At 30.3% G+C, this 14751-nt stretch carries 13 protein-coding genes; 11 read left to right on the forward strand and 2 right to left on the reverse strand.

What is annotated here, in order from left to right; genetic code table 11:
- Positions 1-45 precede the first annotated feature (45 nt).
- The 3 genes from ACOYLP_RS06295 to ACOYLP_RS06305 all read left to right on the forward strand — a co-directional run bounded on the left by ACOYLP_RS06295 (position 46) and on the right by ACOYLP_RS06305 (position 3255).
- Positions 46-1134, forward strand: a complete 1089-nt coding sequence (locus tag ACOYLP_RS06295) for a hypothetical protein (RefSeq protein WP_422855330.1) — start codon at positions 46-48, stop codon at positions 1132-1134.
- Between the two features lie 106 nt (positions 1135-1240).
- Entirely contained in the window at positions 1241-1711 is a 471-nt protein-coding gene (locus ACOYLP_RS06300) for a T9SS type A sorting domain-containing protein (RefSeq protein WP_422855331.1), read from the forward strand.
- Positions 1712-1719: 8 nt separating this feature from the next.
- Positions 1720-3255, forward strand: a complete 1536-nt coding sequence (locus tag ACOYLP_RS06305) for a tail fiber domain-containing protein (RefSeq protein WP_422855332.1) — start codon at positions 1720-1722, stop codon at positions 3253-3255.
- A 104-nt stretch (positions 3256-3359) separates the two neighbouring features.
- Here the strand turns inward: ACOYLP_RS06305 and ACOYLP_RS06310 are convergent, their stop codons facing one another.
- Positions 3360-4670 carry a hypothetical protein gene (locus ACOYLP_RS06310; RefSeq protein ID WP_422855333.1) on the reverse strand — a complete coding sequence of 437 codons (1311 nt, stop codon included), beginning with the start codon at positions 4668-4670 and terminating at the stop codon, positions 3360-3362.
- A 239-nt stretch (positions 4671-4909) separates the two neighbouring features.
- Between ACOYLP_RS06310 and ACOYLP_RS06315 the strand changes: the two genes are divergently transcribed.
- The 6 genes from ACOYLP_RS06315 (at position 4910) to ACOYLP_RS06340 (ending at position 9782) form a co-directional block, all read left to right on the forward strand.
- A complete protein-coding gene (locus ACOYLP_RS06315) occupies positions 4910-6706 on the forward strand; it encodes a KAP family P-loop NTPase fold protein (RefSeq protein WP_422855334.1) in 1797 nt (598 codons plus the stop codon).
- Positions 6706-7467 carry a DUF481 domain-containing protein gene (locus tag ACOYLP_RS06320; protein WP_422855335.1) on the forward strand — a complete coding sequence of 254 codons (762 nt, stop codon included), beginning with the start codon at positions 6706-6708 and terminating at the stop codon, positions 7465-7467. Before ACOYLP_RS06315 ends, ACOYLP_RS06320 begins: the two co-directional genes overlap by 1 nt.
- A gap of 64 nt (positions 7468-7531) precedes the next feature.
- A complete protein-coding gene (locus ACOYLP_RS06325) occupies positions 7532-7846 on the forward strand; it encodes a hypothetical protein (RefSeq protein ID WP_422855336.1) in 315 nt (104 codons plus the stop codon).
- Between the two features lie 19 nt (positions 7847-7865).
- A complete protein-coding gene (locus ACOYLP_RS06330) occupies positions 7866-8123 on the forward strand; it encodes a hypothetical protein (protein WP_422855337.1) in 258 nt (85 codons plus the stop codon).
- Positions 8124-8137: 14 nt separating this feature from the next.
- Positions 8138-8845 (forward strand): hypothetical protein, encoded by a 708-nt coding sequence (locus tag ACOYLP_RS06335; RefSeq protein WP_422855338.1) that lies wholly within the window; start codon positions 8138-8140, stop codon positions 8843-8845.
- Between the two features lie 64 nt (positions 8846-8909).
- Positions 8910-9782, forward strand: coding sequence for a hypothetical protein (locus tag ACOYLP_RS06340; RefSeq protein ID WP_422855339.1), 873 nt, complete (start codon positions 8910-8912; stop codon positions 9780-9782).
- A 34-nt stretch (positions 9783-9816) separates the two neighbouring features.
- Here the strand turns inward: ACOYLP_RS06340 and ACOYLP_RS06345 are convergent, their stop codons facing one another.
- Positions 9817-11505: a sodium:solute symporter family transporter gene (locus ACOYLP_RS06345; protein ID WP_422855340.1), complete on the reverse strand. Its 1689-nt coding sequence runs from the start codon at positions 11503-11505 to the stop codon at positions 9817-9819.
- 134 nt (positions 11506-11639) lie between these two features.
- Here ACOYLP_RS06345 and ACOYLP_RS06350 point away from each other — a divergent pair, with 134 nt between their 5' ends.
- Positions 11640-13703, forward strand: a complete 2064-nt coding sequence (locus ACOYLP_RS06350; RefSeq protein WP_422855341.1) for a S9 family peptidase — start codon at positions 11640-11642, stop codon at positions 13701-13703.
- A 79-nt stretch (positions 13704-13782) separates the two neighbouring features.
- Positions 13783-14751 (forward strand): PLP-dependent cysteine synthase family protein (locus ACOYLP_RS06355; protein WP_422855342.1); only part of this gene is annotated, 969 nt, incomplete at its 3' end.

Here is a 14751-nt window from a genome sequence, read left to right on the forward strand (position 1 = left end):
TTTCACTTTTTGTTTCTTATTTTTGATTGTATTACCTAGCTATAAATGGCGCAACAATTATATCCTTTTGATGCTTTTTCGGTTCGTGAGTTGAATCTTCAACTGATGAAAAAGTTGGGATATAGTATTAAGTCTAAATCAGATTGTGCCAAACTGAGTGAGTTAATTTTTAAAGAAGGCTTAGGACTTATTTCGCAAAGTACGTTATACCGTATATTGATTTATAACAAACAGCACAAACCTTTTTACAATACCTTAACCATCATCACCCAGTTTTTGGGCTATATTGATTGGGAAGATTTTTGCATAACCATAGAAAGTAAAAAGAAGTTTGGATATACTAACGGTCATTTGTGTCATATAGATCTTGAAAAATCATTGATTTATCAGTGTATTCAATTGGAAAACTTTAAGCCATTAGAAGCATTATTTAATAATTTAGAAGAAGTAGAACAAGAAGCCAAGGATAGTGTTATACTAACTATTTTTGATAGTTTATTGGTGTCTCCAAATACGATTCCTTTTTTTAACTATTTCAAAGAAAATACTTTTATTAAAGAAGAATTTTTTGAGCATGGTGTAGATCCTAGTTTTAGGATAACTAATTACGATGAAGGTTTTAATCTGTATTTAAGTAACTACAAACCCGATAGGAGTATTCAAGATTTGCAAAGTTTTATTTTTGGTAATTGTATTTTACTACGCCATTACTATGTCAATGGAAAATTTGATAAAGCAATTGCTATAGGAAAACAATTGTACCATAATCTAATCATATCCAAAAACGAATTAGAAGCTATCTACCTATTTCCTCGTATGCGATATTTAAGTTCAAAGCTATTATTTTTAAGAGTAACTAAATCAAAACTTATAGAAATAATAGATTGTACATTAGAACTTTTAAAATATGCTAAATCAGTTTATCATTCTCTTGATGCTTTTAGTAAAAGAATAGTATTTTATACCATAGCAGAAGTTTTTATACAAGCTAAAATAGATTATGTCTACCAAGAACAACTTAAATTGATTTTTAGCAATGAATTTAAGCTTTTCCCTAAAGAATTAATAGATAAACCTTTGTATAAAGTCATCTCATATTTTGAACCTAATGGTTTATTAATGCAACGACCCTAACTTGAACTGACTTGAACTTTTTTAGTATTGATTTAAAGTGTCAATCACTATAATATTGCTTGTTATTAATTAAACTATTTTCTTAATAGGTGTAAAAAATTAAATAATGAGTAATAAATTAATTCTCTGTCTTTTCTGCTCTGGTTGGCTTCATGCTCAAAGTATTTCTAAAACAATCATTGGAAGTACAGGCAAAACTTTGAGCAATAGTAGTGCTAAAATTTCACTTACTATTGGTGAACCAGTTGTAGGACTTATGATGGCTTCAGGTATTCAATTAGGTAATGGATTTTATCCTTCATTAGACCTTCAGGCTTTAAATAATGAGGAAGCCAATTTTGATACACAAATAAAAATATATCCAAATCCAACTACTCAATTACTATTCATTTCCCATCAAACTTTAGAAACTTTCTCAGTCGAAATACATGATGTCAATGGTAAATCGTTGTTTAGTGCTAAAGTTTACAAAGAGCAACCCATAAATATAAGTTCTTATGCTAAAGGAGCTTATTTTATTACGGTTACCAACTCAGAAAATAAAAAAAACAATACGTATAAAATAATTAAAAACTAATAGTCCATATGAAAAAAAATCTAACTATATTAATAAGTGTACTTTCTTTTTCCTTGTTTGCACAAGCTCCCCAAGGTCTTAATTATCAGGCAACCGTTAGAAATAGTTTGGGTAATTTAATTACTAATCAAAATGTTTATTTCCGATTCAATATTATGCAAAATTCTTCGACCAGTGTACCTATATATTCCGAAACACACTATGTGCCTACGGATGATTTAGGACAAGTTAATTGTGTGATAGGTCAAGGAACAGCAACTACAGGTGTTTTTTCTCAAATTGATTGGTCGAATGGGACTTATTTTTTAGGTATTGAGTTGAACATAGGTAGCGGATATGTTGCCATGGGAACTACCCAATTTCTCAGTGTTCCTTATGCCTTGTATGCTGGTAATGTTTCAGGTAGTTCATTAACTTTAAACCAAGTAGCTAATAATGGTAATACTGCAGACAGAGTAGTAACTGGTCCAAATCAGAGTGGCATTAGAGTTAATACTACTGGAGGAAACAATGGTAGCTACTATTTTGGGATAACCAGTTGGATACAAGGAACTAATGGAACTAATAGAGCTATACAAGGTGTCTCAAATGGTATTAATTCATCCTATAATGAAGGAATTTTAGGTTTTGCAACTAATTCAACTGTTGAAAATGTGGGTACTTATGGTGCTGGTTTTGGGAGTACAGCCCAATACAATACGGGTGTTAAAGGAGAGGCTGACAGTGGTTATGAGTCTTATGGTATAATTGGAGCTTCAAGTAATGCTACAAGTAGAAATTATGGAGTTGCAGGTTATGCAAGACAAACAGCTCCTTCTGGGGTATACAATATTGGTGTTTTTGGTGGCGCTGATAATTCAGAAGGATTTAACTATTGTGTGTGGGGAGGTTCAGATAATGGGAATACAACTAATGGTATAACGATTGGAGTATTAGGCACCTCGAATTCTCCATCAATTAATGGAACTAATTATGGTATTTATGGTACAGCTTCCAACGCCTTAAATAATTATGCTGGTGTTTTTAATGGTGATGTAACAGTAACAGGTACATTTTTTAACCCATCGGACAGAAAACTAAAAAAAGAAATTTCAAATTTAACTTCGGCATTGGATAAAATTGAAAAATTGAAACCGGTTACCTATTTCTATGATACAGATAAGAATAAAAATATTAAGCTACCAAAAAACAGGCAGTATGGATTTGTAGCCCAGGACTTAGAGGAAGTATTTCCCGATTTGGTTACGAAACAAACTATAGTTATTCCAAATAGTTCTACTTCTAAAGGAAGTAAAACTAAGATCCTAAAGCCAGAGCAAGATCCTAATAATCCATCTCAAGAGGACGTAAACTTAATAGCTGCTAATGAAAATGATGAAATAAAAAATGAACCGGAGGAGTTTAAAGGTGTTAACTATATTGGACTGATTTCAATTTTAACAGAAGGGATAAAAGAGCAACAAGCTCAAATCAAAGAGTTAAAATCTAAAAATGAAGTTCTAGAAAAAAGAATTTCTGCCATTGAAACTTTACTTAAAAAATAGTAGTTAAGTCTTTTATTTTAAAGAAGCAGTTCAGCAATGAGCTGCTTTGTTTTTTTTACTTTCCCAACTCCAAATCATAATTAGCATTAGTTTTCTGAATAAGCTTATCCAAAGTAAGTTTCTAAATATACTTCATCAAACACTTTAAATTTTGCTACAGTAACATGTTTTAGATATTCTTCCTTAAATATTTGCTTTTCTTTATAATTTGTAGCTAAATGATACCCAGTAATTGCATAAAAAATAAGATAGTAATCATTGTAGGCTGCGCCATATTTAGAAATCGTAGTGTCTAAATTTTTAAAGATATGATGGGCTCTTTTTATATCCTTATTTTTATAACTAACCATAGCATCAATTAGATTGTATATAAACAAATCTAAATAAGAATGCATGTGCAATTCATCAATAATTTCTTCAAAATAATGTTCCAGTAAGTAGTTTAATTTTTGTATACTTTTTAAGAGTAATAGTGCATGAACAAATTCATGAAAATATTGACGAATATGTGTTTCTTTTTTAATAAAAGTTAAAAAATTGTTCCAAACAATTTCTTCTTTGTCTTTGTTTTGATTTTGTGCCGCACATAACATTTGGTAGCCATAAAATCTACCAACAAGTACCTCAGGTAATGATTGTAATTCGTTTATTGCAGGGTTATGGATTTTAGGTAATTTTTTACTCTTATTAAGATAGAGCTTCAATCCACTTAGAAGTTTCAAAAACAATTGCTCTTCGTTGCTTATTGATTCTTTTTCTATTTTTTCAAGAATAATGCCATACCTCTTATTCAATCCCATGATATCTATATAGATATAGATTACGTTTTCTCTAAAGTTTTTGTTTGCTATCAATTTTTCTATGCTAGTTGCAAAGCTTTCTTTAGAAATTCCATATAAAAATATAAAAAGTAAATAGGCAATATTCGTTTGAAAATGATTTATTGGAAGCTTGTTTTTAAAACAGCTAATATTGTTTTCATCAAATAATGCATTACAATAGTCCCATTTTTCATTATAAAAAGCATATTCAAATAGTGAAATAAAAATAGTATTAGATTCTGATTTTTCTATTAATTCACTAAGAAATTGAAAATCATTTGCAGTAAGTTTTTTTTTGCACTTTAGGTTCTGCAACTTGGCATCTAAATACCATTTTTCATATTCATTTTTTTTCTTTACATAATCTTGGTATGAAGCATATTCTAAAAACTTAGCTAAAACATCTAGAGTTGAATTATTTGATTTCCTCATTGGTATCAAATTCCAAAAACGTCTTAAAGTACTTAAGCTAATGGGCGCGCTCGTGTGTTCTTGCAGAATAGCAAGAAATGATTTTACATCCGTTGTAGTATTTATTTTAAAACCTACTTTTTTTTCAATATCGGTTCGTAGATGTACGTGAAAAATATCCATAAAAAGTAATGAAATTCAAAATTATAAATATCTCCCATATTGAAAACACAAATGTATTTAAGTGAACACAATATGAGCAATATTTAAGATATATTTTGAATAATATTGTTCAAACCTTGAATTTTTTAGAAATGCAGTAGATATTTTTTTGTTATATTTGAAGATTTCTGTAAAGTAATTAAAGACAAAGAATTAACTAAAATATCTTTTAACTTAAAAAAAATAAAAAGTAAAACATTATGCAAATAAGATCATGTATTACAGACAAACCAATTGAAAATAACTCTGATGATAAATTAAAAATGTCTCGTTATGGCAACGTATTGTCAAACTTTATTAAAGCAAGTGATACGCCTTTAACTGTAGGACTTCAAGGGGAATGGGGAACTGGGAAAACTTCAATGTTGTATATGCTTTTAGAACATTTTAAGAGTGAGAACATTGCGACATCATGGGTGAATACATGGGAATACAGTATGTTTAGAAGTTCAGGTGAAACCACCCCGGCTATTTTAAAAGGAATGCTTACCAATTTAAAATTGAGTTGTGAAAGTGAAGGGAAATGGACTATTGAAGAGAAATCTAAAGATAGTGTCAAAAAAGTGTTTAAGTTTTTAGGAAATGTTGCAAATCAAGTGATTTCAAATCAAACTGGTGTAGATATAAAAGATGCTGCATCTAATAATGAAGCATCTAGAGAGCAAGCCGAAATAGCCGAAATAAAAAAAGAAATAGCTCTTATTATCACCAAACTAATCGAAGATACTGCTAATGAATACCAAAAAGTTGTATTCTTAGTAGATGACTTGGATAGAATTCCTCCTGAACAAGCCGTAGAAGTATTAGAAAGTTTGAAAAATCTTTTTGATGTGCCTCACTGTGTTTTCGTACTAGCTATTGATTATGATGTGGTTGTTAAAGGTTTAGAATCAAAATTTGGAAAAAAAACAGAAGAAAACGAGAGAGAATTTAGATCTTTTTTTGATAAAATTATTCAAGTTCCGTTTTCAATGCCAACAGGAACTTATGATATGGGTAACTTGTTAAGCGAAAAATTAATATCGCTAAATATTGAAATTCCTGAAGATTTGATTGACTCGTACAGTAATGTTGTAAAATATACAATAGGTTATAATCCTAGAAGTTTAAAACGATATATTAATTCGTTTTCATTACTTCGTAGTCTTCGTAATTCTGACTTTGAAGAAGATGCGTCGGACTTTGGGGATAATGCTCCAGATTCTGAAGATGATTTAATTCTATTCGCTATGATTGGGGTTCAAATTTCATACCCGAAAATATTTAGACTCATTACTCAAATGTCAGATATTTATGATTGGGATAAAGGATTTGCTAATAAAAACAACATTGATTTAGAAGCTGTAAAAACAGATATTCAAAAATATGGCGATAACGATAAATTAAATGAAGATTGGGAACAAATCATTTACGGAGCTTGTCAAAATGATGTATACTTAAAATCAAAAGTATTTAACATCCTCGAATTATTTAACTATTTGAGAGATAAATTCGAAAACAGACCAGATGTATTAGATGAAAAAATTGTAATGGCATTAAAATTTGCTTCTATTACAAATGTTGACGATGATGTAAATATTAAAGGTGTTGTCGAGAAAAGAGGAAACAAAACGGTCTTTTCGGATATCAAGACAAAAATTGATACAATTAGAAAAGAACTAATTGAAAATGGCGCCAAAAAAGAGGGTATTGAAATTAAATTAAAAACCTATCAAAATCTATTTGATACCTGTTTAGCGATTTCAAACGAAATGGGCTTAAAATTCGAGATTATGAGTAGTTCGGTAAGATTTGATTTTGGGTATTTACAAAATCCGCCAAAACAAACTGAACTTGTAGGTTTAGAATTGATGAGGCTGAAAGATTATTCAAATTTACCAAAAGGACTTATATCGGTTGGTGTTAAAGATGAAAAAAAACAAAAAGTTGCCTTCAAAGTATCTAAAGAATTAAATTATACGGAATTTAAAGCATTTCTGAAATCAAATTACATGTAATGAAAATAAGTTTATTATTGTACATGTTGATAATTGTTAATGCTTTATCTTATGGACAACTTGTAAATATTGAAAATCAGCGTGTTCAAAGTGATAGTTTGAGAACTGTTACGATAATAGACTTGCAGTATAATTACCAAAATAATAACGATGAAGAATTATCATTGGTAAACTTTTCAGCAACTCACCAATATAAAACAAAAAATTTGAAAAATTACTTCCTTCTTTTGGGAAACATTGATTACTCGTTAGCAAATAGAGAGGAATTATCAAATTCGGGTTTAATTCATTTTAGATACAACAGAAAACTTATTAAAAAACTCAGAATAGAAGCGTTTATTCAATACCAATACAACAAAATTTTGGGTATTGAAAGTCGTAGTTTAATTGGAATTGGACCTAGGTATAAAATAAATAAATCCGAAAAAATCATTTTTTATATTGGAAGTTTATTAATGCAAGAATTTGAAAAAGCAACTGATAATACAAATATAATTAGCTATCAAAGACTTTCTAATTATTTATCATTATCTCTAAAAAACACCGCAAAAACTTTAGAGTTTACTGCGGTGGTCTATTACCAACCTAACATTAACCTCTGGAAAGATTACAGAATTTCAAGTCAAGCTTCTTTAGCATTTAACATCACTTCAAAAGTACAGTTTGTTAATAGTATAAATTATGGTTACGACTCTTATGCACCATCAAACGTGAGTAAAAAAAATATTATTTTAACAAATGGATTAAAAATGAACTTATAATATTTTAATAAAATTTAATAGAAATATCAGGTAATAAATTAAAGAACGTAAAAAAGACAAAAAAATGGCATTAACAGACTCACAAAAAAGTTCAATTGAATCTAAGAAAAGAGATATTGAAAGAAAAAAAAACGAAATTGAAAATATTAAACAACAAAAGGAACGCATGCAAAGTAATGCGAAATTAAGTATTAGTAAAAACAAAGAATATTTAAAAAATGCTAAAGACACTAATTCGAAAAATATGTATCGAGCTAATATAGAGTCCGAAACAAAGTTTTTAAAAAATCAAATAGTAGATTACAATAGAGATATTGATAATATTAAAAGAAATATAACTTCACTAAAGGAAGAAATAAGTAGAATTAAATCTAGATAACTATTAAAATAAAATTATTATGACAGAAGAAGAAAAAAATAAGACACATGAATATTCTGTTTCAAGAGGAATTCATTATTGTAAATATTGTGGAGGAGGAGAAACATGGAGAAAACATGATTGTCAAAGAGAATTAGGCCACAAATATACTCTAAGAAAAGTACAAAATAAAATTGGATTTGAATATTCATTTCAACCAGTTTGCAATAATTGTGGAGACATTAGACATTATTGCAGTCCTGATTGGGAATACAAGTTTAAATGTGAATTAGACTAATTTTAAAACACTTAATGATGGAATATTATTCTTTAAACAATCAAATAACGAATTTATGGAATAAATTTAGTGCCTTGTTTGATGATTATTTCAAAGAAATAATGAACCGTGTTCCAAGTTACTTAAATAAACCAAAATCAAATAATAAAATACTATTTATCGGATTAAATCCAGCCTATAAGGTGAGAGAAGTAACTCATAAAGATTTCATCAATTATTGTTATAAACCCGAAATCTCGATTGATGAGATAATTAATTTTTGTCAAATAAACGAAGATTCAAAAAATCCTGAAAAGACCAAATTGTATTATGGTAAGTATTTCAACATACTCCATAATTTTGCTAAAAACCTTGGTGAGGATGGATTTGAACATTGTGATTTGTTTTTGATGAGAGAAACAAATTCGAAAATTGTAAAGCAAATGGTCGAGAACACAGATGGTGTTTTAAATGAATTTGGTATAGAACAATTAAATATTTTGAAAATTCACATAGAAAATTTAAATCCAAAAGTAATTATCATACCAAACGCAATGGCCGCAGAATATTATAGACAAATTATACTTTATAATTCAACAGTCGACAAAGAAAAGGGATTTTATTATACCGAAATCAATAATAAAAAAATACCCACCATTTTATGTGGTTCATGGCAATATGGGCGATTAGATAAATATACTGAAGCCATTTTGGTCAGACATATTAAAACTGCCATTAATTAATTTTTTGAGAATTTGAGTAATTAAAAACAAATAAAATAATAAAAGGTCTTTTTTAAATAATAATATGAATATTAAAAATTTAATTTACTTAACATTAATTTCAATAGTATTGGTGTCTTGCGACTCTAATGAACGAAACATCAAAAAAACGTTTAACAGATTAAACTCAGGTGAAACTTCTGCAGCATCTAAATATATCTGGCCTAAAGACCATAAAAATCTATACACTTTTGAGCAACGATTCTTAAGCAAAAATGACTTATTATCATTTGATATTGAAACAATTGAAAAATTAAATGATGAAAGCTATAAAGTAACTTTAAATTGTAGTAATGGTAATGAAGAATTATTAACTTATTTTAAAAATAAAGGTAATTTAGTATCAGGAACTAAAATTGAAGATACTATTTATGTAAAAAAAGCAAATGGCAAGGATTATGTAACATTTGATTGGGATTTAAATGAAAAATCTATTTCAGCAAATATTAAATTATCAAGTATTTTAGTTGAAAAAATAAATCTACGATCTGGTCCAGGAAAAAAATACAATGTAATTGGTCAACTAGAAAATGGTGATGAACTCCTTATGGATGATAGTTATGAAAACTCAAATTGGAGAAAGGGATTTTATTTTGAAGAAAATAGTAGTATAAAAGAAGTATACTTTTCATCCAAATTATCTGACAGAAAAGAAATTAGTTTCTTTACTTTAAATTGGGCAGACAGTATGGGAATAATAGTTATATCTATTTTGGGTTTAATTGTGCTTTTTGTCATTTATCCTTTATTATTTTCAGCACTTTTTAGAGCTGGAGTTGAGGGTGCTGGTACATTTGCAATAATTCTGTTTTTTGTCTTACTTATAGCTGTCTATTTTACCTATCAAATTATTGAAACAGCATTTTTTGAGCTTTTCATTATTAACTTGCCTTATTGATTTATTATACGAGAAACTTGGGAATTCTACTAATTTACTTTCCCAACTCCAAATCATAATTAGCATTCGCTTTCTGAATAAGCTTATAGGAAACAAAGAAACCTAAAACAAACAACAGCAACAATCCAATAAATAGAATATAATTACCAACTAGGAAATTCCAAAAGATAAAGTATAGCAAGAACCCATTGCCAGTTTGAAGCAACCAAGCCAAAACCCTTAATTTTGAAAAAGTATTTCCACTATTGTTAAAACGCTTCCAAAATCCTCCCGGTTTTATGGTTGAGGCAAAGGTTTCCAATGTTTTGGTTGCTGTTGGTGCGGTTAGAAACGTAACCACTAACCATGTTAGGCAAACAGCAATGGTTAAAATGAGAATTTTAATTGGATAATACTCGATGTTATAAGTGTGTTCAATACTAGTGATAAAATGATTCACAGTTGCATTATTCTCAAACAAGGCATCCAAAATAGGAGGGTAGACCAATGCTGCTACCATAGCCGATAATTGTGACCAAGCGTTAATGCGCCACCAATACCAGCGAAGCATAAAAACAGGACCTACACCCGCCGTGATAGCAAATAAATATTTAGTGATACCTACTAAACTTTCTGCATAAATGGAAATACAACCAGCAACTCCCACAATATAAATCATTGTCACAATCCCCATACTCTTAGCCATGCAATCATTTATATGAGGATTAATGGTATGTTTATAAAAGTTTTCAATTAACAACGAACCACCCCAGTTTTGCATGTTTTGTGTCAATGAAATAAATGGTATTAAGAATAAAATTACTACCAATACTAACATCCACGAAGGAAGTACCTTAACAAATAAATTGGTAAAAGCCAATTCACTATCCGTAATGCCATTGGTAAAACCATAACAAACCGCCAAAAAAGGTAAAGTAAATAATAAAACTCTAAAAAGAATTATAAATAAAGAGGGTAGAAAAACACTTTTTACTAAGTCGTTATTGGAGTTGGTGGCCATTAACTTTTGTCCGTTCATATCGGGATAGTCCAATATGGAAGCTGACCACCATTGTACCAAAATAAAAATAATAAAAGCATTAAAAGTTTTTGAACCTATACTCGGAATAATACTAAAATTAATTTTGGAAGATTTCACCGTGATTGCCAAATGCGATAATCCTCCGATATTTTCAAATAAGTTAAAAGTTATGATACAAAAAAGCGTCATAAAAACTATAAAAAGAACAAAGTCCATTTTGAGGCGCGACTTCAAACTATTGTAAAAGGTTAGTAAAACAAGTAGAAGTGTGGCTAAAATTATAGCTAGACGTAGTTCTATATCTGTAATAAAACAAACTATTTTGCTAAAAGCCAATATACTAAAACTGATTAGAAAAGGAATGATAAGTAGTCCTAAATATAAACTTCTAAAAGTATGAAGCACTTTAGCACCTTTACCTGAATACCTAAAAAATAAAAATTCATTTTCAGTTTTTACAGGAACCTTCCGCCATAAATGCGCAAAAAATGACACGCTAAAACTAGATCCAATGATAGCACTCCAATACAACCACATATCAGACAATTGACCTTTTGCCAAAGCAGCACAAATTAACTGTGGTTCGATCATAATACCACTCGCCATGAGCATGGAAAAGCCAATGAGCCACCATGGTTCATTTTGGGTGTAAAATAAATTGGCAACGATTTTAGTTAATTTTTTTTGAGAAACTTGTTTCAAAAATTAGTGCAGTTTAGTTTTTTAAGAAAATCAAAAGTAGTGAAGATTTGTTAATTTCTAAGTGCATAACTTCCTCTAGCAATTTCTAGTGATGGAATTAGAATGGTTAATTTTGCGGTAAAATAAAATTATAAATGCCTGAAAAATTTATTCAAGTTCCCAAAGCCAAAATAATTCCACATACTTTTTCGACACATGGACACGTCCGTACCGATAATTATTATTGGTTAAACCAAAGAGAAAACCCTGAAGTTATTGACTATCTTAATCAGGAAAACGAATACTACCAACAATCATCTGCTCATACAAAGGATTTTCAAAAGGATTTATTTGAGGAAATGAGAGCTCGAATCAAGGAAGATGACGAGTCGGTTCCTTATTTCTACAATGGTTATTTTTATATAACACGTTTTGAAAAAGGGAAAGATTATCCAATTCATTCTCGCAAAAAAGGAAATTTAGAAGCTAAGGAAGAAATTCTTTTTGATTGCAATGAAATGTCGAAAGGCTTTACCTATTTCAATTTGGCTGGATTATGCATTAGCGAAGACAATACAATGTGTGCTTTTGGCGTTGACACGGTTTCAAGAAGACAATATACAATCCAGATAAAAAACTTAGTTTCTGGTGAAATACTTCCGGTAAAAATAGAAAACACTACTGGCGGATCTACCTGGGCGAGTGATAACAAAACCTTGTTTTATTCTAGAAAAGATGAAGTTACGCTACGAGCGGATAAAATTTATAAGCATAAAATAGGTACTGCTGCAGAAAAAGACAGTTTGGTTTACTTTGAAAAAGATGAAACTTTTGACGTTTCGGTATATAAATCAAAGTCGAAGAAATATTTGATTATAAATTCGAGCAGCACAATGACAACCGAATACCAAACGGTTTTGTCGGTTACACCGGATGCAAAATTTAAAGTATTTCAGAAAAGAACTAGAGGTTTAGAATATTCGATATCGCATTTTGGAGACTATTTTTATATTGTAACCAATAAAGACAAAGCGACCAATTTCAAGTTGATGAAAACGCCTGAAGAAGCAACTTCAAAAGAGAATTGGGTTGATGTTATTACACATCGCAACAATGTTTTATTGGAAGACATTGATATTTTCAAGGATTATTTAGTTGTTTCTGAACGATTCAACGGTTTGAATCACATTCGAATTATGCCATGGAGTGGGAAAGGGGAATATTACCTGCCTTTTGATATCGAAACGTATATGGCTTACACGACAACCAATCTCGATTTTGACACCGAAATTCTTCGTTATGGTTATCAATCATTGGCAACGCCAGCTTCAGTGATCGATTTTAATATGAAATCGAAAAAGAAAACCATACTGAAAGAGCACGAAGTTTTGGGTGGAAAATTTGATAAAAATAATTACATAGAAGAACGTATTTGGGCTACGGCCAAAGACGGAACTAAAGTGCCAATCTCGATGGTTTGTCGAAAAGGAATTTTAAAGAACGGAAAGAATCCATTGTTGTTATATGCTTATGGTTCTTATGGTGTAACTATGGATTGCCATTTTTCATCGGTAAGGTTGTCATTATTAGACAGGGGATTTATATATGCTATTGCTCACGTTCGAGGTGGCGAAGACTTGGGGCGTAAGTGGTACGAAGACGGAAAATTACTCAAAAAGAAAAATACGTTTACCGATTTTATAGATTGTTCCCAATTTGTAATTAATGAAAAATACACATCTCCCGAACATTTATATGCCGAAGGCGGATCTGCCGGTGGACTTTTGATGGGTGCAATTCTTAATATGGAGCCAAAATTATATAACGGAGTTGTTGCTCAAGTGCCGTTTGTGGATGTTGTTACAACGATGTTAGACGAGACAATACCCTTAACAACCGGAGAATATGACGAATGGGGAAATCCAAATGTTAAAAAATATTACAATTATATGTTATCCTATTCTCCATATGACAATGTAATAGCACAAGATTACCCAAACTTATATATTTCTACAGGTTTGCACGATTCTCAAGTACAGTATTGGGAACCAGCAAAATGGGTTGCTAAATTACGTGTTTTGAAAACAAATAATAATCAATTATATTTGGATACCAACATGGATGCAGGACATGGTGGTGCTTCGGGAAGGTTTGAAGCCATTAAGGAAATAACCAAAGAATATAGTTTTTTACTAGATTTAGAAGGAATAAAAAAATAGTTTAAAAATATTTTATTAAATTTGCGAAGTTTAGAAGTCCGTAAATTTGACTTCACAATATGCCTTGACTAGTTTATTTATGAAACAAGATATAAAAGCACACGATAATGTTCTAAGTCTAATAGGGAATACTCCTTTAATCAAACTGAATAAAATCACAGAATCTTTAACAGGAAATTTTTACGCTAAAGTTGAAGCTTTCAATCCTGGTCATTCCACCAAAGACAGAATTGCATTATATATTATAGAAGAAGCAGAAAGACAAGGAATTCTTTCTCCGGGAGATACTATCATTGAAACTACATCCGGAAATACAGGTTTTAGCTTAGCAATGGTAAGTATTATAAAAGGATACAATTGTATCTTAGCAGTAAGTTCCAAATCTTCAAAAGATAAAATAGACATGTTGCGCAGTTTAGGTGCTAAAGTGTATGTTTGTCCGGCTCACGTTTCTGCTGATGATGAACGTTCTTACTACAGTGTGGCGAAGCGTTTGCACGAAGAAACTAAAGGTTCTATATACATCAATCAATATTTTAATCAATTGAATATTGATGCGCATTATAAAACTACAGGTCCTGAAATTTGGGAACAAACAAACGGAAAAATCACACACTTAATTGCGTGTAGTGGAACTGGGGGAACAATTTCCGGTGCAGCCAAATATTTAAAAGAAAAGAATCCAAATATCAGAATTTTAGGTGTTGATGCTTTTGGCTCGGTTTTGAAAAAATACCATGAAACTAAAGAGTTTGACGCTGATGAAATTTATCCATACCGAATAGAAGGATTGGGAAAAAACCTTATCCCAACGGCTACCGACTTCGATTTGATTGATCATTTCATGAAAGTTACGGATGAGGAAAGCGCACACACTACCAGAGAGATTGTCAAAAGAGAAGGTTTATTTGTAGGCTATACTTCAGGTGCTGTAATGCAAGCAATCAAACAATACGCAGAAGAAGGAGAATTTTCAGAATACAGCAATGTTATTGCGATTTTTCCTGACCACGGTTCTCGTTATATGAGCAAAGTATTTAGTGATGAT

Source organism: Flavobacterium sp., from assembly GCF_049318325.1.
GTDB lineage: Bacteria > Bacteroidota > Bacteroidia > Flavobacteriales > Flavobacteriaceae > Flavobacterium.